This window comes from Arthrobacter sp. SLBN-112 (assembly GCF_030944625.1).
Classification (GTDB): Bacteria; Actinomycetota; Actinomycetes; order Actinomycetales; family Micrococcaceae; genus Arthrobacter.
The window spans coordinates 2,813,845-2,832,333 of sequence record NZ_JAUSXY010000001.1 but is presented as its reverse complement, the minus strand read 5'-3'; the positions used below and the strand labels follow the sequence as shown (position 1 = coordinate 2,832,333).

Genomic DNA, 18,489 nt, shown 5'->3' with positions numbered 1-18,489 from the left:
GGCCTGCTGCGGCGGCTCTTTCGGGTAATTGAGAAGCGTGGCCTGCCGTGAAAGGTTTACCCCATGACGAACCCGCTCCTTACCGCCAGTCCCCTGCCCTATGGCCTGCCGCCCTTCGCACTCCTCACCGCGGAGCATTACGGTGAAGCCGTTGAGGCCGGGCTGTCGGAACATTTGCGCGAGATCAATGCCATCACGGCCTCCACAGAGGCGGCGACCTTCGAAAATACCGCGCTGGCCATGGAACGCTCAGGGCAACTGCTGAACCGGGCGGCGGCGGCATTCTTCACACTGGTTTCCGCCGACGCCTCGCCGCGGATCAGGGAACTCGAAACGGAACTGTCGCCCATGTTCTCCGCCCACCAGGACGAGATCTTCCTCAACCGGGAACTGTTTGACAGGTTTGCCGCGATCGACACCGGCGGCTGTGATCCGGAGTCAGCCCGCCTGGTGGACGAATACCTCAAGGAGTTCCGCCAGTCAGGGATCCAGCTCGACGGCCCGGGCCAGGAACGACTGCGTGCCATCAACGCCGAACTCGCCCGGCTGGGCACCGAATTCGGGCAGCGGGTGAAGGAAGGGATGAAGTCGGCCGCACTGTGGCTCGAGGATGCCGCTGACCTGGTGGGCCTGCCGGCCGACGACGTGGCAAGCGCTGCGGAAGCGGCCCGGGCCGCCGGGCACGATGGCGGTTTCCTGCTCACCCTCATCCAGCCAGGCAACCAGCCGGCATTGGCAGCGCTGCAGAACCGGAATGTCCGGCGCCGCCTGTTCGAAGCTTCCGTGGCCCGCGGAAGTGACGGGGGCAGCCTCGACGTCCTGGACCTGGCCCGGTCCATGGCCGGGCTGCGGGCTGAGAAGGCCCGGTTGCTGGGCTTCGCCAATTACGCCGAACTGGTGGCGGACCGGCAGACGGCGCCCGATTTCCAGGCGGTGCAGACGATGCTGAGCCGGATGGCACCTGCGGCCATCCGCAACGCCGATGCCGAGGCGGCAGCCTTGGCGGAAACTGCCGGCCATCCCCTGGAGCCTTGGGACTGGGCCTACTACGCCGCCAAGGTGCGGCGGGAGAAGTACGACGTCGACGAACAGGCTTTGCGCCCTTATTTCGAGCTGGACCGAGCCATCACCGACGGAGTCTTCTTTGCTGCCACGGCGCTGTACGGGATCACTTTCCACGAGCGAACCGACCTTCAGGGCTACCACCCGGACGTGCGCACCTGGGAGGTCCGCGAGGAAGACGGGACCGGCCTCGGGCTGTTCCTCGGCGACTACTACGCCCGTGAGTCGAAGCGGGGCGGGGCGTGGATGAATTCGCTCGTCGAACAGTCGGGCCTGCTGGGCACCAGGCCGGTAGTGATCAACACGCTCAACATTTCCAAACCGGCCGCCGGTGAACCGACACTGCTGACCCTGGATGAAGTGAGGACCCTTTTCCACGAATTCGGGCACGCCCTGCATGGCCTGTTCTCCAACGTGGCCTATCCGCGCTTCTCGGGCACGGCGGTGCCAAGGGACTTTGTCGAGTACCCGTCCCAGGTCAACGAAATGTGGATCATGTGGCCGGAGGTGCTGTCCAACTACGCCCGACACCACGTTACCGGGGAGCCGTTGCCCCAGGCCGTCGTGGACCGGCTGGAGGAATCCCGGCTGTGGGGTGAAGGGTTCGCCACAACCGAGTACCTTGGCGCGGCGCTTCTTGACCTTGCCTGGCACGTGCTGGAGCCGGGAGACGTCCCCGAGGACGCGATGGCCTTTGAAGCGAAGGCCCTCGCAACAGCCGGCGTGGCCCACCGTCTGATCCCGCCGCGCTACCGGACCGGGTACTTCCAGCACATCTTCGCGGGGGCGGGCTACGCGGCAGGCTACTACTCCTACATCTGGAGTGAGGTGCTGGACGCCGAAACCGTTGACTGGTTCAAGGAGAACGGCGGCCTCACCAGAACCAACGGCGAAACCTTCCGGCGCGAGCTCCTCTCCCGCGGCAACAGCCGCGACCCGCTGGAATCGTTCCGGATCCTCAGGGGCCGGGAAGCCAACCTCGAACCTCTGCTCAAGCGCCGCGGCCTCGAATGACCCCCATCGATTGCTGAGTAACTGCCGTTTTCAGGCCCCAAAACGGCAGTTACGGAGCAATCGACGGTCCTAGCAAGCTTAAAAAGAACGACGCCGGTCCCCCACCAGGAAAGGTGGGGAACCGGCGTCGTCTAACAGAAAAGCACGACGGTGGGTGCTGATCCGGCAGCGTGCGTAAAAGGGGCCCCGCCCCCAGCCACGCGCCCGTATGGCGGCAGCGGAAGGCGGGGAATAGCACGCAGAGGATCAGCGCCCACCGGGCGCCGAAAGCAACTTACCAGCCGCGCTCGGCAAGGCGGTGCGGCTGGGGGATCTCGTCGACGTTGATGCCCACCATGGCCTCGCCCAGGCCGCGGGAGGCCTTGGCGATGACGTCGGGGTCGTCGAAGAAGGTGGTGGCCTTCACGACGGCGGCGGCGCGCTGGGCCGGGTTGCCGGACTTGAAGATGCCGGATCCGACGAACACGCCGTCGGCGCCAAGCTGCATCATCATGGCGGCGTCAGCGGGGGTGGCGATACCGCCGGCCGTGAACAGGACGACGGGGAGCTTGCCGGCGGCGGCGACTTCCTTGACCAGTTCGTAGGGGGCCTGCAGTTCCTTGGCCGCGACGTAGAGCTCGTCCTCGGGCAGGGAGGACAGCCGGGCGATCTCGGAGCGGATCTTGCGCATGTGTCCGGTGGCGTTGGAGACGTCGCCGGTGCCGGCCTCACCCTTGGAGCGGATCATGGCCGCGCCCTCGTTGATGCGGCGCAGGGCCTCACCGAGGTTGGTGGCACCACAGACGAAGGGAACCTTGAAGTTCCACTTGTCGATGTGGTTGACGTAGTCGGCCGGGGTGAGGACCTCGGACTCGTCGATGTAGTCGACACCGAGGGACTGCAGGATCTGGGCCTCGACGAAGTGGCCGATGCGGGCCTTGGCCATCACGGGGATGGACACGGCGTCGATGATCTGGTCGATCATGTCCGGATCGGACATCCGGGAGACGCCGCCCTGGGCACGGATGTCGGCCGGAACGCGCTCCAGCGCCATGACTGCCACGGCACCGGCGTCCTCGGCGATGCGGGCCTGTTCGACGTTGACGACGTCCATGATGACGCCGCCCTTGAGCATCTCGGCCATGCCACGCTTCACGCGGTTGCTGCCCGTGACGCTGTTCGCGGACGAACCGGCCTCGTTGCTTACATCAGGTGTAGACACAAAAACCCCTATGGGTAGACAGATGATCTTCGCCGAGCATGCGGCGGCAGCTGCCGGACGTGCACGCACGGATTGCCGGGTCCGTTGACCGGGCACTTATATCCTAGTCCCCCGCTGCCCGGCCGGCTTAATCATGTCTAATCAGCCGGCGTAGGTTCCGCCAATGCCTGCCGGCGCACAGAGATGATGCGCTGAACCACTGTGACAAGGCTTGCCGCCGCCAGGAGGACCAGTGTTGCCAGGAGCACCACGGTCGGGAGCCCCAGGCCGGTGAGGCCGGTGACTACCAGGACCGACACCAGGCGTTCGGCCCGCTCGGCGATCCCCACATTGGCCGTGAAACCCAGCGATTCGGCCTTGGCACGCGCGTACGAGACGACCATGCCCAGGACCAGGCAGACCAAGGCTGCCGTGGCGATGGTGGCATTGTTGCCGCCGGTGTAGAACCAGACGGCCACACCGGCGAAGAGCGCGCCATCGGCGATCCGGTCCAGGGTGGAGTCAAGGAAGTTGCCCCAGCGGCTCTTCACGTTCTGCATCCGGGCCATGATGCCGTCCAGGACGTCGGAGAAGATGAATGCAGTAATGAAGAGCGTTCCCCAGAACAATTGGCCCAGCGGGTAGAACCCGAGTGCCCCCACTGCGACGCCGAGGGTTCCGACGATGGTCACCGCGTCCGGGGAAACACCCATCCGAAGGAGCCAGCGGGCCAGCGGGGTGAACAGGGCGGTGAAGAACCCGCGCGCATGCCTATTCAGCATCCGACTCCCCGGGCCAGGCGTCGGCCACTTGCTGCCGGACCTCGTCGAGGGTCTGGGTGATGGCTTTAGTCTGGGCGATGATGGGGAAAAAGTTACCGTCCCCGCCCCACCGCGGAACGATGTGCTGGTGCAGGTGGGCGGAGATACCGGCGCCGCCCACAACGCCCTGGTTCATGCCCAGGTTGAACCCGCCTGGATTGGCCACCTTGCGCAGGACCCGCATGGCCGTCTGGGTCAGGTCGGCGAACTCAGCTGTTTCCTCAAGGGTCAGGTCCGTGTAGTCCGGGATGTGCCGGTAGGGGCAAACCAGCAGGTGGCCGGGGTTGTACGGAAACAAGTTCAGCACCACGTAGCACGTCCGGCCGCGGTGGACGATGAGTGCCTCTTCGTCGGTGCGGCCCGGGCCAACGCAGAACGGGCAGTCGTTTTCATTCTTGAACTGGTGCTGACCGCCCTTGATGTAGGCCATGCGGTGCGGAGTCCACAGGCGCTGGAAGGCGTCCGGGACACCGGCCAGGTCAAAGTCGTCGGTAACGCCGGCATCACCTGGATACCCTGCGCCTGTGTTCTCCTGCACTGTCCTGTTTCCGTTCGGCTAGCTGGTCCGGTTACGAACGGCTTCGGTAATCCGTTTGACTGCTTCCGCCACGGGCACGCCGTTGTCCTGGCTGCCGTCCCGGAACCGGAAGGACACCGCTCCCGCCTCCGCGTCGTCGCCACCGGCGATGAGCACGAACGGGATCTTGTCCTTGCTGGCCGTGCGGATCTTCTTGGGGAAGCGGTCCGAGGAAGTATCCACCTCGGCGCGGATGCCCGCCGCCTTGAGCTCGTCGACGACGTCGAACATGTACTCGTTGAAGGCCTCCGCCACGGGAATGCCCACCACCTGGACCGGGGCCAGCCAGGCGGGGAACGCGCCGGCGTAGTGCTCGGTCAGGACGCCCATGAACCGCTCCACGGATCCGAACAGCGCACGGTGGATCATCACGGGACGCTGGCGGCTTCCGTCCGCGGCCTGGAATTCCAGTTCGAACCGTTCGGGCAGGTTGAAGTCCAGCTGGATGGTGGACATCTGCCAGGTCCGGCCCAGCGCATCCTTGGCCTGCACGGAGATCTTGGGTCCGTAGAACGCGGCTCCGCCCGGATCCGGTACCAGTTCCAGTCCGGACTCCTGCGCCACCTCGGCGAGGGTCCGGGTGGCTTCCTCCCAGGTAGCGTCGTCGCCTACGTACTTCTCCGGGTCCTTGGTGGACAGCTCCAGGTAGAAGTCGTTCAGCCCATAGTCCTTCAGCAGGTCCAGGACGAAGTTCAGGGTCTTGGTGAGCTCGTCCTTCATCTGCTCGCGGGTGCAGTAGATGTGGGCGTCGTCCTGTGTCATGCCGCGGACGCGGGTGAGGCCGTGCACCACGCCGGACTTCTCGTACCGGTAGACCGAACCGAATTCGAACAGCCGCAGCGGCAGTTCGCGGTAGGACCGGCCGCGTGAGCGGAAGATGAGGTTGTGCATGGGGCAGTTCATCGGCTTCAGGTAGTAGTCCTGGCCGGGCTTGCGCACGGTGCCGTCCTCGTTGAGTTCGGCGTCCACGTGCATGGCGGGGAACATGCCGTCCTTATACCAGTCCAGGTGCCCCGAGACCTCGTACAGGTGGCCCTTGGTGATGTGCGGGGTGTAAACGAACTCGTAGCCGGCTTCGACGTGGCGCCGGCGGGAGTAGTCCTCCATCTCCTTGCGGATGATGCCGCCCTTAGGGTGGAAGACGGGCAGGCCGGAGCCAAGCTCGTCCGGGAAGGAGAACAGGTCCAGTTCAGAGCCGAGCTTGCGGTGGTCGCGGCGCTCGGCCTCGGCGATGCGCTCCTGGTAGGCCTTCAGGGCTTCCTTGGTGGGCCAGGCGGTGCCGTAGATGCGCTGCAGCTGCTGGTTCTTCTGGTTGCCCAGCCAGTAGGCAGAGGAGGAGCGGGTCAGGGCGAATGCGTTGGAGATGAGCTTGGTGTTGGGCAGGTGCGGGCCGCGGCAGAGATCGCACCAGACGGTGGTGCCTTCCTTGCGCTCCACGTTGTCGTAGATGGTGATGTCGCCGGCGCCGACCTCGACGTTCACACCCTCCCCGGCCTCGGCGGCCTCGTTCTTCTTCCCGAGCAGTTCGAGCTTGTAGGGCTCGTTCTTCATGGCCTCCCGGGCCTCGCCTTCGTTGACCACGCGGCGGACGAACTTCTGGTTCTGGTTGATGATCTTCTGCATCATCTTTTCGAGGGTCTTGAGGTCCTCGGGTGTGAAGGGCTCGGAAACATCGAAGTCGAAGTAGAACCCATCGGTGATGTAGGGGCCGATGCCAAGCTTGGCGTCGGGACGCAGCTGCTGCACCGCTTGAGCCATCACGTGGGCGGTGGAGTGGCGCAGGACGTTCAGGCCGTCGGGGGAATCAATGGTGACGCCCTCCACCTCGGCGCCCTCGGGAAGTTCCTGGTCCAGGTCCTTCAGCTCGCCGTTGACGCGGGCTACAACAACGTCACGGCGCTCAAAGAAGAGTTCCGCACCGGTTGTCCCGGTAGTCACCTTGGTCTCTTCGCCATCGACGAGAAGGGTGATCTGCTGGGCATCTGACACGGGTGTCTCCTATTCAAAGTTCGGCTTCATAGCTTGTGGCGTACGGGGACCACAGCCAGCCACCGTCAATGCTATCGGTTCCGGCAGGGGCCAACCAACGCAGCACACGGTGCCCGGGACAGGGTTCAGCCGCTGAAACCGGTGATTGCCAGCGCCCGGCTGATGCCGTCCAGGGGATGCGGGCCGCCGGAGTCCGGAGGAGGTGTTGAATCCGGGAACGGCAAAGTCTCTGTCCTGGCCAGGTCCCAGGCCATGCTCGCGCTCAGGCTGATGCCCCGGGGGCCGGTCCTTCGGGTGGTGCCGCGGATCAGCAGCAAACGGGTACCAAAAAGGAGGGGTCCCGCACTTTCCTGCGCCTCATGGAAGAAGACCGAATCCACGCAGCCGGTGCCGTCGTCGATGCTGATGAAAACCACCCGCCTGCCGCCACGCATCGGAGGGGTCTGGGTTGCCACCCGGACACCGGCCACCAGGACCTCGGTGCCATTGCGAAGGCTGAGCAGGGAGTCGGCGGTGGTGACGCCGAGCCTGTCCAGCAATGGCCGGTGGCTGTCCATCAGGTGGCTGCTGACATCGACGGCCATGAGATCGAGTTCGGCCCTGACGTTTTCCACCAGGGTGGGTGCCGGCAGCCCTGGTTTGATATTCCGCAGTTCAACATCGCCCAGGGGAAATGACAGTTGGCCATCCAGGACTTCCACACCCTTGCGTGCCCCTTTGCCTGTTTGGAGTTGTTGGAGGTGCTGTACAAGGTCTGCCCGGTTGGCCTGCCCTCCGGCTTCACGGTGCAGTGAATCAAAGGCCCCCAACTGGGCGAGGCGCCTGATACTGGGCTTGCTGAGCCGCGAGCGCGCCCTGAGGTCCGCCAGGGAGTCGTAGGGCTGCCCGGCGACAATCCGCTTCAATTCAGTCGCTGAAAGACCGTAGATCCCGTTCAAGCTCAGCCGGATTCCCAGCTTTCCCTGGTCCTTGCCTGCCTCCACCCGTTCCACCCGGTACTCGCCGTGGCTGCGGTTGATGTCCAGCGGCAGGATGGGGATGTCGAGCCGCCGGGCTTCGGCCACCAGCAGCCGCTTGGGATACATTCCTGGGTCGTGCTCCCAGAGCCCGGCCAGGAACGCTTCGGGATGGTGGGTCTTGAGCCAGGCCGACTGGTATGTGGGTACGGCAAAGGCTGCCCCGTGGGCTTTGCAGAAACCAAAGCTGCCGAACGCTTTGAGGGTTCCCCAGACCTTGTCCACCACCTCGGGAGAGTAGCTTCTGTTACGGGCTTCGCGGCGGAAGAATTCCTCCACCGCCCCCTCCAGGACCTCGTTGCCGAGGGCGCGCCTGAATTCGTCCGCGCGGGCCAGGCCGCAACCGGTCATGACATGGAAGGTCTTGAGGATCTGCTCGTGGAAGACCGTCACTCCATGGGTTTCCTGGAGTACCGGTTTGAGGTCCGGGTGCGGGTACACCTCCGGGGCGAAACCGTGACGGTGTTCCAGGAAGGGACGCACCATGTCCGATTTCATCGGCCCTGGCCGGAACAGGGAGATGTCGATGATGAGGTCGTTGAATTCCCGGGGTGCCAGCTTTCCAATCAGTTCCCGTTGTCCCGGGGATTCGATCTGGAAACACCCCAGGGTGTGGGTGCTGCGGATCAGCTCATAGGTGGGTTCGTCGTCGAGGGGGACGGCGTTGAGGTCGATCCGGCCGTTCGCGGCGATGTAGTCAGGTCCGCTGCCGTCGGGACCTGCGGGGTGGCGGCCGGCAGCCACCACCTCGGCCTTGGTCGGGTGCAGGCGGATCACCTCCCGGACCGCGAAGGCCATGGCGCTTTGCATCCGGACGCCCAGGACATCGAGCTTGAGCATTCCCATGGGGTCCATGTCGTGTTTATCGAACTGGCTCATGGGCAAGCCCAGGCCGCTGGGCTGGACCGGGGTGCGGTCCAGGAGGGTGGCGTCCCCCAGGATGACCCCGCAGGGGTGCATCGAGATGTGCCGCGGCAGCCGGTCCAGCCGCTCGGTCAAGTCCACCAGCAGGTCCAACTGCTGGTTTCCGTCGGCGTCGCGATGTTCCACCCGGCCCGCGAACTCCCGGAGCTCGGGCTTTTCCTGCAGCGCTTCGCGGAACTTCCTGGCTGAGAACCGCCACAGCTGCTTGGCAATCTCCCCCACTTCGTCATCGTCCATCCCCAGCGCCAGCCCGGCGTCGCGCACTGCCCCACGGGCCCGGTATCCGTTTTGCATGCTCATCAGGGTGACGCGCTCGGAACCGAAGCGTTCGAAAATTTGGTGGTAGACGTTATGGCGTTCAGCGCTTTCGACGTCGATGTCGATGTCCGGGAGGGTGGCGCGGTCGTTGGAGAGGAACCGTTCAAAGATGAGGTCGTGCTGCAAGGGGTTTACGTGGCTGACCTCGATCAGGTAATTGACCAGGCTGGACGCCCCGGATCCCCGGGCTGCCGCCCTGACTCCCATGTCCTGGATCATCCTGGATACCTCTGCCACGGTCAGGAAGTAGGACGAGAATCCCAGGTTCCGGATGATGCCCAGCTCATGCTCCAACCGTGCCAGCATCGTTTTTTCGTTCCGGCCGCCGATCCCGGGGAACCGCCTGCCGATTCCCGCGTGGCACCGCTGGATAAGTTCAACGTGTGGATCCTGGGTGATGCCAATGACTGAGGCCTCCGGCACCACGGGCTGCTTCCACCCCATGTCCGTGCTGGGGTCCATCCGGCAGAGGTCGGCGAGCGCCTCAGTTTGGGCCATCAGCTGCTTGAGGTCGGCGGCCCCATACCCTGCAGCGGAAATGATTTCCCTGCCCAGGCCGAGCATCTGGTCCGCGGTTTTCAGCCATCCCTGGCCGGTGGGCTGGAGCAGCGGTTCCCCTGCAAGTTCCGGCAGGGACTTCAACGTCCGGGCAGAGTCCAGGACATCTGCGGTTGGCGCTCCGTCCGCAGCGCAGTACCGCACCGCGTTGCTGAGGACGGCGGGCACATGGTGTTCCTCGGCGAGCCGGAGCATGCGGACTGCATGGGCGGTGCTGAGGGGAGAACCGGGTGCGCTGAGCTGGGAGACGATTTCTGCAACGACGGTTCCCGCGGGCATGGCATCCAGCCATTGTTTGAACAGCGTCCGGGGACGAAGGTATCGCCGCCCGCCCATGGCTCTTCCGACGTCGGAGTCCGGACCAATCAGGACGGTCAGCACCGGCTTGAGGGTCACAGGGTCGAGGGTCCGGGAGGCAAGTTCGGCACGGGTGACTGCCACGGGCACAGTTCCCCCGGCCTTCCCGGAGGTCCGTGCGTGGGCGTCGGAGACCAGCCGGCACAGCGCACGGTACCCGGCACCATTGTTGTGCCCGCGGGCCAGCACCACCACCCGGCCGGCTACCTGCGTGCGGTGGTCACCGTCGTCGTCAAAGACCGCAAGGTCCACCCCCACAATGGGGTCGATGCCCGCAGCCATGCACGCTTTGAGGTGTTTGATGGTGCCGTACAGGCCGTCCCGATCGGTGCAGGCCAGGGCTGTGGCGCCGTCATTTGCGGCGGCCTGTGCAAGTTCCTCCGGCCAGGAGACGCCGTAGTGGGCGCTGAATGCTGTGGAAACGTGGAGGTGAGTGAAGCTCATGCTGTTCTGGGGCGAAGGGCGTCATGGATCCGCAGCAGCCGCCACCGGCCGCTGCTGACATGCCGGGTCAGGTCGAGGGTAAGGGGTTCTGAAGCATGGTTCGCGGCAGCAGGAAGCACCTGGATTCGCCAGATTTCGTGGTCAACCACTCCTGGTCCGCTGCCTAAGGGAGCCCTGGCGTCTTCTGCCCACCACTGCCGGCGTTCATACCACCGGACGGGTTCAGCGCAGACGAGATATTCCTTGCCCGCCCACGTCAGCGATTCAGGCTGACCGGATGCGGAACACGCCACGTCAATGGACTCGCTGAACATGCCCATGCGCGCCTCCCGGACGGTACTTCCCAAATGCCATATTCGAATATGTGTTCGAATAAATCCAGTCTACGTCGGGGAGGCGGCAAAACATAGGCGGGGGTGGACGGACCGTGCAGCAGGGAGCAGGATGATGGCATGAGTACCGATGACGCACTCCTGAAGCAGGCAAGCATCAAGACCCAGGACTCCACCCTGGTGGCCACGTTCAATATCGATGGCGCTATTCCGGGATCCGGCGCTTATGTGGTGGGTTTAATGGGGGCCACACCGGACTATTCAACGCAGCGCCGGCTGTGCATTGAATTCATGAATGGGGAGGCCATTGCCTGCTATGCGTTCAACCGGGACCAGGGAATCGAGGAAGACTACGACCTGTCCGGTGTATCCCACTCGGAGAGCACCATTACCGGGAGCTTTCCCGCAACGGCCTTGAACGGGCTCGGGAAGGGGCACGTCCTGTCAGCCTTCAGCGAAGCCGACGGACGGGAGTTCCAGCATGGGGTGCCGGTGGAGGAATCCCTCTAGGGTTCCCTAGCTGGTTTCCTTATGGATCTTCAGTTCGAGTTCGATGAACGCGGAGATCATAGCCCGGTAGGTTGACTCGACGATGTCCGGGTCGATGTCCTTTTTCTCCGCCGCGGCCCGGACGTGTTCAATGATCCGCTCAACGCGGCCAGCGGCCCGCACCTCGGCGTCGTCGCCCTTCAGGGTGCCGGCGATCCGGATCAGCCGTTCGCGGCGGGCGATGAGGGTAACAATCTGTTCATCCACCTCGTCAACGGCAACCCGGACAGCTGCGAGCTGTTCCTTGTCGGCCTGGGCATCCCGATCGTTTCCTTGAATTGTCGCCATCATCTGACAGTATCGAAGCATGGAGCCAAGAGTCGACTTTATCTCCCTCGGTGTCAGCAGCGTTGACCGGTCGCGGGCCTTCTATGTCGACGGCCTGGGCTGGCCGGTCCACCGCGAGGTTGCCGGGGAGGTGCTGTTCATCCAGGTGAACCACGGCCTGGTGCTCTCCCTCTGGGACGCCCGGCAGATGCAGGCGGAGGCAGTCGTCAGCCCGCCGGACGGCGTTCCCTGTATCACCCTGAGCCACAACCTGGGAAGCGCGGGGGACGTGGACCGGGTCATGGAAGAGGCCGCGGCTGCGGGCGCCGTCATCATCGCCGAACCCGTCACGCAGCCCTGGGGCGGCTATACGGGGTACTTCGCGGACCCGGACGGCTTCCGCTGGGAAGTGGCGTACAACCCCACGTGGACCGTGGACGATGCCGGCACGGTCACCGTGTGATGGCCTTCCGCACCCTTGCGGGGCTGCTAGAACAGGGCCTCCACCGGCCGGATCAAGTCCGGTCCGTTGTTGCGGACGTTGCCCACTTCCTTGCCCACGGACTCCACGTGCCAGTCGGCGGCAGCATCTTTGACCCCGGACCGCACCAGGTCCACAAGGGCAGCGGCGTCGTCAGCCTGCGGGTCCAGCCACGCTTCCATGGTGGCCTTGTCCATGGGCAGCGGCACGCGGTCGTGCAGCTCGGTCAGCTTTCCGAAGATCGTTGATTCAGTCCCGGGCGGTGGTGTGTCAGCCGTGAGGATGGAGGTCGACAGCAGCCAGCGTCCCGGTTCCCCTTCAGGAATCGACGGGTCCTTCCACCACTCATACAGGCCGGCGAAAACCAGCCCATGGTCCTTCCCTGGGTGCACATAGTAGGGCTGCTTGGACTTGCCGGGGCCTTGCTTCCATTCGTAATAGCCGTCGGCGGGGACGGCACAGCGCCGCGACTGCACTGCCTTCCTGAACGCCGGCTTCTCCAGCACGGATTCGCTCCGGGCATTGATCATCCGCGACCCGATTCCGGGATCCTTGGCCCAGGAAGGGACCAGGCCCCACCGGGCCACATGCAACTGGCGCACCTGCCTGGCTCCTGCAGAGTCATCATCCACCAGCCTCTCCAGGACGATGGGGACGGCGTCGGTGGGCGCAACATTCCACGACGGCGGAATGCTCACCTCATCCTCCAGCTCGGCGTCGAACTCGGCCAGGAGGTCCCCCACGGCGCGTGCCATTACGTAGCGTCCACACATGGCACCAGCATGCCACCGGCGCCACATACTGTCATCCAGGCGCCCCGCAGCTCCGGAAAGCCCGGGAATACCGGGGGCCGCGCTACCGTTGACGGTAAGGAAACCTTTCAAGCGACGTTTAGGAGATCCGCGTGGACTTCACTCCCGAATCCGGCACCATCACCATGTTTTCCACCACCTGGTGCGGCTATTGCAACCGGCTGAAGAAGCAGCTGGACGCGAAGGGCATCGGCTACACGGAAATCAACATCGAAGAAGTTGACGGCACTGCCGAACTCGTGGAGCAGCTGAACGGCGGCAACCGTACCGTGCCTACGGTCCTGTTTCCGGACGGCTCCGCTGCCACCAACCCGTCGGCCGCCGAGGTCCAGAGCAGGCTCGCTGCCTAAACGGCTGGAGACCTCCGGCTTCGCGCCGAAGAACTGATGCGGGTCACGCCCCCAGGCTGCTGAAGGAAGCAGTTTCCAGGGTGGCGTGGCCCGCATACGTTTCCAGGAGGGCCCGCTCCACGGCCGCCACATCCAGCCCGGGCACCAGATCGTTGGCCGCTCCGGCCGTGGCCGGGTTCCAGTCGAGGCCGAGGGCGGCGTAGCTGTCCGTGAGTACCTTGCGGATCGGGGCGGAATCCTCCACCACAATCACTGAGCTGAAGAGCCAGCCACCGGAAACCACCCGCTGGGCGGTGCCCACCAGTTTCACCCGGCGGGAGCTGTCCGCCGCATCGGTTCCGTGGACACTGAACTCGCCGGGGCAGTATTCGCCGGGGATTTCCCCCACCGCAGCCTGGACCCCGACGTTCTGCAGGGCTTGTGCAAAGAGTTCACCGAAGTAGCCGAACCGGGCTTTGGACCCGGCAACGGCGTCGGCGTCCGGTTCGATGTGGTCCACCACCAGGGTGCCCTGGTGATAGGCGGCAGCGCGTCCCCCTGCCCTCCGGACCAAGGGTTCGAAGCCGTTGTCCAGGCAGGCCCGGGCGGCCGCCTCGAATCCGGGCAGCCGGGTGTCACGCTGCCCGAAGGCGACGGTGGGGGCGGGCCGGTACAGGCGAAGGGTGGGGCCGAGGCTGCCGGCCCTGGCCCTGGCCAGCAACTCCAGGCCGAAGTCGAGGTCCCGTTCCGCGCCGAGGGATACGTCCTGCCGCACCACGGTCAGCGGGCGGGTCTGGGTGCCGGTATGGTGCATTGTTGCTGAACTCCCTGGGGTCGATGGCGGCCGGCGGACAGGCCTCCATTAGGTTACGCCCGACGACGGCACCGGCCTTAACGGCCCCGGCGCCCCGCCCAGAGGGCGTGCAGCAGCGGAACGGATGAGGCGATCATCAGGACGTTGCCCAAGACCAGGTCGTCGGCGCGGACGATGGCGCCCGCGATCAGCAGCGCACCGAAGACCAGGGCCGAGCCAGAGCGCCGGGCAGCCCTTTCCAGCCGGGCTGCCTGCCGTTCGAGCCGCGGGACGGCGACCTCCAGCGACCCCTCCTCCAGCCGGCCGGCCAGGGCGTCCAGCCTGCCGGGCAGGCGGAAGGCGGTGCCGGCGGCATCGAGGGCCTGCAGGGCCACGTCCTGGACCACATTGCCGCGCTCGGTCCGCAGCAGCTGCGCTGCGTAGGGTTCCACGGAGTCCCAGAGGTTGAAGCGTTCATCAAGGGCGCTGCACACCCCCGACGTCAGGGACATGGCGCGGATGATCAACAGGAAATTCTCCGGCAGCTGGAATGGCAGCGACCGGACAACGTCACCGAACTCCACTGCAAAGTCGCGGAACTCGCGGGGGTCCACCTCGCGGAGTTCGGCAAAGCCCATGCCGCCGAAGCGGGCAAAAAGCTGTGTCATCGCCCGCTCCAGTCCCGCGCTGTCCGCAGACGGCATCAGGACGCCGACGTCGTTGATCGCCGCCACAAGTCCCTTGCCGTCGCGGGCGGCTGCGGCGATCAGGAGCTTTCGCAAACCGCTGCGCGTGGAGGCCGTGACCTCGCCCATCATGCCGAAATCGATGAATGTCAGCTTCCAGCCGGGCTCCTCACGGACCGGGGTGACGAAGATGTTTCCCGGATGCGGGTCCGCATGGAAGAAACCGTTGGTGAACAGTTGGTCGAACATGATGGCCGCAAAGACCGGGGCAACCGAGGCGGGATCGATGCCGGCGGCCCGGAGCGCGCCCGCATCAGTGATTTTGATGGCCGTAACGTCCTCGAGGGTGAGCACACGGCGCGTGGTCCGCTCCCAGACCACCTCCGGTACCGCCACCCTGTCATCGCCGGCAAAGTCTGCGGCGAAGCGTTCGGCGTTGACGGCCTCGTGCAGGTAGTCGATCTCCTGCAGGCTGATTGCCGCAAATTCCTCCACCAGCGCCGGCATGTCCGCGCGACGGGAGACAAGCCGGACATGGCTAAGCCAGCCGGCTACCTTCCGCAGGGCGGCGAGGTCGACGTCGACGATCGCCCCGATGCCCGGACGCTGCACTTTCAGGACCACTGCGTCGAGTCCCGTATCTTCGGCGTCCATGGGGTTCAGGCGGGCACGGTGGGCCTGGCCCAGGGAAGCGGCCGCAATCGCTGATTCGTCCACGGTGTCGAAGACCTGGCCCACGGGGGCCCCCAGTTCCTGTGCAGCCAGGGCGGCAATGCGCGGGAAGGCCACCGGGGGGACCTCGTCCTGGAGCCCTTCGAGTTCTTTGGTGATTTCCGGGGGGAGGACGTCGAGCCGGGACGACAGGAACTGTCCCACCTTGATCATCAGGCCGCCGAGGTCGATGGCCAGGTCGTGGAACCGGCGTGCGAAGTTCTGCATCCGGTTGGACCGCGTCCGCGCGGAGATCCGGCCCAGCCCCACCCTGGGCAGGAGTAATTCGAACCACCACGTGGTGGCGAGGTGCCAGGCGGCGAAGCGAAGGATCCGCCGGTACCGGCCGCGGTGTTCGCGAACAGGGGGTGCCGGGTCGGCCCGGGCCCGGACGGTCAACGCCACCCGCGTCAGTCCTGGGCGAGGATGGCGTAGAGCCGCCGGCGGGCCTCGGCCAGCACCGCCACTGCCTGCTGTACCTGGTCCGGTGAACCGGTTCGGCCCACCTGCGCTGCTGCCTGGGCCAGGTCGATCCCCGCCTTCGGAAGGGATGCGATGCCGGTTCCGGAGGTGGGTGCCGCCGGATCCCACGGCGCGGAACCGTGGTGGTCCGCCGCCTCTTCGCGGCCGGCGTCGGTCAGTGAGTAGATTTTCCGGCTGTTGGATTCCTCGGCTCTGATGGACCCTTCATCGGCCAGCAGCTGCAAGGTGGGGTAGACCGAGCCCGCGCTGGGCTTCCAGCTGCCGCCGCTGCGCTCCTCAATTTCGCGGATGATCTGGTAGCCGTGCATGGGCCGCTCTGCGAGCAGCGCAAGAACCGCCGCCCGGACCTCGCCTTTTCCGGCCCGGGTTCCAGCCCGTTTCTCGAACCGGGAGCGAAGCTCCTCGACCGCCTGCCACATTCCGTCCAGGTTGTTCCCGCCGAATCCGCCTGCAGGGTTTGAACCACGCATGATGCACTCCTTCGTCAATCGCGAACGATACACAACGATACTCAGCGATACATTGAGGCACCATAGGCGCCCGGCCGGCATTCAGGACAGGACGGACTTCCGCGAACTCAGGTCCTGCGCAGTGTGAGGATCTGTTCTGCCCGGCCGAAAGGGCCCTGCCGGTCGTGCAGCACCGTGGACGTGAGGCCGATGCCGTCGGCGCCAAAGGAGACCGCGTTGTCCAGCCCCAGCCACTCCCCCTGCGGCCGGCGGTACATGTGGATCTGCAGGTCCAGGTTGGGAAAGGCATAGCTGTCCTTGCCCGGCGGGACCCTGGCAGCGATGCCGTTGGCGGTGTCCACCATTCCCATCAGTCGCGCCAGGTCCCCGCTGTCGGCGCGGTCAGTCAGGGGGTACCCGGTGCGGAGCCACACCTTCCCGGCCCCGGGGCGGTGCCCTTCGGCCACCCGCATCTCAAGGGAACGGATGTAGCCTCCCGGCCAGACGGCGGAGCCGTCATAGGGCTTGCATTCGTCCGGGCCTGGTATTGCCGCGTCCTCCACCGCTGCTATCGCGCCGGTATCGCTGGTCAGCATGCGCCACGCCGTGGCGCGGATGGCTGTGCGGCCGCCGGCAACCAGTTCGGCCTGTACCAGTTCGATGGTCCGGCCGGCCCGAAGGGTGGTGGTGTCGATCCGGAAGTCGCCCCCGGGGATCAGCCCAAGGATCTCGTAGCTGATCCGGGCCATCCGCATGTCTTCGCGCGGCTGGTGCCGTTCCAGGAGGTCTGCCATCAGGCCCGATGCCGGGGCCATGTGCTGCTCATGGACGTTCCAGGCGCCCTGGGCATGGATGGTTGAACGGAACCGGCCCCCGCCCAGTTCCTGGTAGTAGAAGTTGCCCTCGGCGAGTTCGGGCAGGTCTGCAGTCAAAGCGGGCCCCTTACGCAAAATTCAGTGAATTGCCACTAACTCTATCGCCCGTCAGTGCGCCGCAACGCGGACGGCAACGAAATGTTGGCGGGTACGACAGCCAAGCCGACTACACTCAGGAACTGGTCCTGTCAGCAACCCTCAAAAGAGGTGTTTCATGCGCGTCATCAGCTACAACCTCCGCAAGCACGCTGCAAGCGGCGAACTTCTCGCCCTGGCACGGAATCACGACGTCGATGCACTGTGCCTCCAGGAGGTCGATTCCAGCGACCTCCCGGAAACCCTGGGGCCCCTCCATCTGGCGGATGCCACCAAGGGCAACAGGCTGGGCCTGGCCATTTACTACCGGACCAGCAGGTTCACGGCGCTGGATACGCAGTCCTTCGCCTTGAAGAAGTCCATGCACGACAGGGTCCTTGCCCCGGCCCATGAGCGGCTGATCGGCACGCGGGTCATGGACAACGAGACCGAACACGAGCTGGTGATCGGCTCGTTCCACGCAGCACCCCTGACGGCGTCGAACTCATTGCGGCGAAAGCAGATCCACGCGGCCCACGCCGAACTGCTAAGCATGGGCAGGGGCCTGATGACGCTGATGGTGGGCGACTTCAACTATCCGTTCTTCACCAAGAACCTGGACTTGCACATGAAGAACTCCGGGTACGCCCTGTCCTTGAGCAACCGGCGCACCTACACCCGGTACAAGGTGTTCAAGGGCCATTTCGACTTCGCCACCTCCCTGGGCCTGGATATCGCCAGCGTGGAAACACTTCCGCGTGGCAATTCAGACCATCTGCCCATCCTGGTGACCGCCGAGTACGGCGAGGGCTACTAGGACCGGCGGCCCCGGCTGCCGCCTACCTGGATTCGCCGGCGTCCAGCCGTGCCAGCAGGTCCGGCCACGACGCCGCGAAACCCGGATGCAGCTCCATGCCGTGGACTTCGGCCACCGGAATCCACAGCAGGGCAATGCTTTCCGGATCGCTGATCACCGGTTCAAAGGATTCCCGGACACGGACCACCACGGTGGTGTAGGACCAGTAGCCATGGTCCAGCACGGAGGTAAAGAGCACTTCCACGTGCCCGCGCGGAACGGAAGCCTCCTCATAGGCCTCCCGGAGCGCGCCGTCGACCGGCTCTTCGCCCTCATGGAGGGCCCCGCCGGGCAGGCCCCATGTTCCGCCGTTGTGGCTCCACACGGCACGGTGCTGCAGGAGGACTCCCCTGGCGGGATCCCAGGCCAGGACGCCGGCGGCGCCAAACCTGCCCCAGAACCGGCCGCGGTCGCCTTCCACCCAGGCATCGCCGGGATCGCGGGGGCCGGTCCGCGGCGGCGGTGTGGACGACAGGCTGGAGGGCGGGTAATGATCCATTGCCCCAGTTTGACAGGTGAAGCGGCCGGGCG

General features: G+C 65.4%; 18 protein-coding genes. 5 read left to right on the top strand and 13 right to left on the bottom strand.

Annotated elements, in window-relative coordinates:
- Positions 1 to 63 precede the first annotated feature (63 nt).
- The gene (locus QF050_RS13310; protein ID WP_308930840.1) at positions 64 to 2,076 is read left to right on the top strand and encodes a M3 family metallopeptidase; all 2,013 of its coding nucleotides are present in this window, start codon (positions 64 to 66) and stop codon (positions 2,074 to 2,076) included.
- Positions 2,077 to 2,350: 274 nt separating this feature from the next.
- Here the strand turns inward: QF050_RS13310 and pdxS are convergent, their stop codons facing one another.
- The 6 genes from pdxS to QF050_RS13280 all read right to left on the bottom strand — a co-directional run bounded on the left by pdxS (position 2,351) and on the right by QF050_RS13280 (position 10,580).
- A complete protein-coding gene (pdxS, locus tag QF050_RS13305; protein WP_308930839.1) occupies positions 2,351 to 3,277 on the bottom strand; it encodes a pyridoxal 5'-phosphate synthase lyase subunit PdxS in 927 nt (308 codons plus the stop codon).
- Between the two features lie 137 nt (positions 3,278 to 3,414).
- Positions 3,415 to 4,038, bottom strand: a complete 624-nt coding sequence (pgsA, locus tag QF050_RS13300) for a phosphatidylinositol phosphate synthase (RefSeq protein WP_308930838.1) — start codon at positions 4,036 to 4,038, stop codon at positions 3,415 to 3,417.
- The gene (locus tag QF050_RS13295; RefSeq protein WP_308930837.1) at positions 4,028 to 4,615 is read right to left on the bottom strand and encodes an HIT domain-containing protein; all 588 of its coding nucleotides are present in this window, start codon (positions 4,613 to 4,615) and stop codon (positions 4,028 to 4,030) included. Before QF050_RS13295 ends, pgsA begins: the two co-directional genes overlap by 11 nt.
- 18 nt (positions 4,616 to 4,633) lie before the next feature.
- A complete protein-coding gene (thrS, locus tag QF050_RS13290; protein WP_308930836.1) occupies positions 4,634 to 6,643 on the bottom strand; it encodes a threonine--tRNA ligase in 2,010 nt (669 codons plus the stop codon).
- 125 nt (positions 6,644 to 6,768) lie between these two features.
- Positions 6,769 to 10,260, bottom strand: coding sequence for a DNA polymerase III subunit alpha (locus QF050_RS13285; protein ID WP_308930835.1), 3,492 nt, complete (start codon positions 10,258 to 10,260; stop codon positions 6,769 to 6,771).
- Positions 10,257 to 10,580 carry a DUF6504 family protein gene (locus QF050_RS13280; RefSeq protein WP_308930834.1) on the bottom strand — a complete coding sequence of 108 codons (324 nt, stop codon included), beginning with the start codon at positions 10,578 to 10,580 and terminating at the stop codon, positions 10,257 to 10,259. Before QF050_RS13280 ends, QF050_RS13285 begins: the two co-directional genes overlap by 4 nt.
- 132 nt (positions 10,581 to 10,712) lie before the next feature.
- Between QF050_RS13280 and QF050_RS13275 the strand changes: the two genes are divergently transcribed.
- Entirely contained in the window at positions 10,713 to 11,102 is a 390-nt protein-coding gene (locus tag QF050_RS13275; protein WP_308930833.1) for a hypothetical protein, read from the top strand.
- Positions 11,103 to 11,108: 6 nt separating this feature from the next.
- Here the strand turns inward: QF050_RS13275 and QF050_RS13270 are convergent, their stop codons facing one another.
- Positions 11,109 to 11,432 (bottom strand): chorismate mutase, encoded by a 324-nt coding sequence (locus QF050_RS13270; protein ID WP_308930832.1) that lies wholly within the window; start codon positions 11,430 to 11,432, stop codon positions 11,109 to 11,111.
- A gap of 16 nt (positions 11,433 to 11,448) precedes the next feature.
- Here QF050_RS13270 and QF050_RS13265 point away from each other — a divergent pair, with 16 nt between their 5' ends.
- Positions 11,449 to 11,871: a VOC family protein gene (locus tag QF050_RS13265; RefSeq protein ID WP_308930831.1), complete on the top strand. Its 423-nt coding sequence runs from the start codon at positions 11,449 to 11,451 to the stop codon at positions 11,869 to 11,871.
- 26 nt (positions 11,872 to 11,897) lie between these two features.
- Here the strand turns inward: QF050_RS13265 and QF050_RS13260 are convergent, their stop codons facing one another.
- Positions 11,898 to 12,644 (bottom strand): SOS response-associated peptidase, encoded by a 747-nt coding sequence (locus QF050_RS13260; protein ID WP_374121525.1) that lies wholly within the window; start codon positions 12,642 to 12,644, stop codon positions 11,898 to 11,900.
- Positions 12,645 to 12,793: 149 nt separating this feature from the next.
- Between QF050_RS13260 and QF050_RS13255 the strand changes: the two genes are divergently transcribed.
- On the top strand, positions 12,794 to 13,051 hold the full coding sequence (locus QF050_RS13255; protein ID WP_308930829.1) for a mycoredoxin: 258 nt from the start codon (positions 12,794 to 12,796) through the stop codon (positions 13,049 to 13,051).
- A gap of 43 nt (positions 13,052 to 13,094) precedes the next feature.
- On the opposite strand, the gene QF050_RS13250 is transcribed toward QF050_RS13255, so the two are convergent.
- The 4 genes from QF050_RS13250 to QF050_RS13235 all read right to left on the bottom strand — a co-directional run bounded on the left by QF050_RS13250 (position 13,095) and on the right by QF050_RS13235 (position 17,084).
- Positions 13,095 to 13,844: a lipoate--protein ligase family protein gene (locus QF050_RS13250; RefSeq protein ID WP_308930828.1), complete on the bottom strand. Its 750-nt coding sequence runs from the start codon at positions 13,842 to 13,844 to the stop codon at positions 13,095 to 13,097.
- A gap of 77 nt (positions 13,845 to 13,921) precedes the next feature.
- On the bottom strand, positions 13,922 to 15,625 hold the full coding sequence (locus QF050_RS13245; protein WP_308930827.1) for an AarF/UbiB family protein: 1,704 nt from the start codon (positions 15,623 to 15,625) through the stop codon (positions 13,922 to 13,924).
- Positions 15,626 to 15,630: 5 nt separating this feature from the next.
- The gene (locus QF050_RS13240) at positions 15,631 to 16,173 is read right to left on the bottom strand and encodes a PadR family transcriptional regulator (RefSeq protein ID WP_308930826.1); all 543 of its coding nucleotides are present in this window, start codon (positions 16,171 to 16,173) and stop codon (positions 15,631 to 15,633) included.
- 107 nt (positions 16,174 to 16,280) lie between these two features.
- Positions 16,281 to 17,084, bottom strand: coding sequence for a thioesterase family protein (locus QF050_RS13235; protein WP_308930825.1), 804 nt, complete (start codon positions 17,082 to 17,084; stop codon positions 16,281 to 16,283).
- A 157-nt stretch (positions 17,085 to 17,241) separates the two neighbouring features.
- Between QF050_RS13235 and QF050_RS13230 the strand changes: the two genes are divergently transcribed.
- A complete protein-coding gene (locus QF050_RS13230) occupies positions 17,242 to 17,919 on the top strand; it encodes an endonuclease/exonuclease/phosphatase family protein (RefSeq protein ID WP_308930824.1) in 678 nt (225 codons plus the stop codon).
- Positions 17,920 to 17,941: 22 nt separating this feature from the next.
- Here the strand turns inward: QF050_RS13230 and QF050_RS13225 are convergent, their stop codons facing one another.
- Complete coding sequence (locus tag QF050_RS13225) at positions 17,942 to 18,457, bottom strand: NUDIX hydrolase (protein ID WP_308930823.1); 516 nt, start codon at positions 18,455 to 18,457, stop codon at positions 17,942 to 17,944.
- Positions 18,458 to 18,489: the final 32 nt, after the last annotated feature.

Coding starts and splice junctions, on each gene's coding strand:
- QF050_RS13265 (WP_308930831.1), top strand. CDS start 11,449: ATGGAGCCAAGAGTCGACTTTATCTCCCTCGGTGTCAGCAGCGTTGAC.
- QF050_RS13280 (WP_308930834.1), bottom strand. CDS start 10,580: ATGGGCATGTTCAGCGAGTCCATTGACGTGGCGTGTTCCGCATCCGGT.
- QF050_RS13230 (WP_308930824.1), top strand. CDS start 17,242: ATGCGCGTCATCAGCTACAACCTCCGCAAGCACGCTGCAAGCGGCGAA.
- QF050_RS13275 (WP_308930833.1), top strand. CDS start 10,713: ATGAGTACCGATGACGCACTCCTGAAGCAGGCAAGCATCAAGACCCAG.
- QF050_RS13250 (WP_308930828.1), bottom strand. CDS start 13,844: ATGCACCATACCGGCACCCAGACCCGCCCGCTGACCGTGGTGCGGCAG.
- QF050_RS13310 (WP_308930840.1), top strand. CDS start 64: ATGACGAACCCGCTCCTTACCGCCAGTCCCCTGCCCTATGGCCTGCCG.
- QF050_RS13270 (WP_308930832.1), bottom strand. CDS start 11,432: ATGATGGCGACAATTCAAGGAAACGATCGGGATGCCCAGGCCGACAAG.
- pgsA (WP_308930838.1), bottom strand. CDS start 4,038: ATGCTGAATAGGCATGCGCGCGGGTTCTTCACCGCCCTGTTCACCCCG.
- QF050_RS13285 (WP_308930835.1), bottom strand. CDS start 10,260: ATGAGCTTCACTCACCTCCACGTTTCCACAGCATTCAGCGCCCACTAC.
- QF050_RS13240 (WP_308930826.1), bottom strand. CDS start 16,173: ATGCGTGGTTCAAACCCTGCAGGCGGATTCGGCGGGAACAACCTGGAC.
- QF050_RS13260 (WP_374121525.1), bottom strand. CDS start 12,644: ATGGCACGCGCCGTGGGGGACCTCCTGGCCGAGTTCGACGCCGAGCTG.
- QF050_RS13225 (WP_308930823.1), bottom strand. CDS start 18,457: ATGGATCATTACCCGCCCTCCAGCCTGTCGTCCACACCGCCGCCGCGG.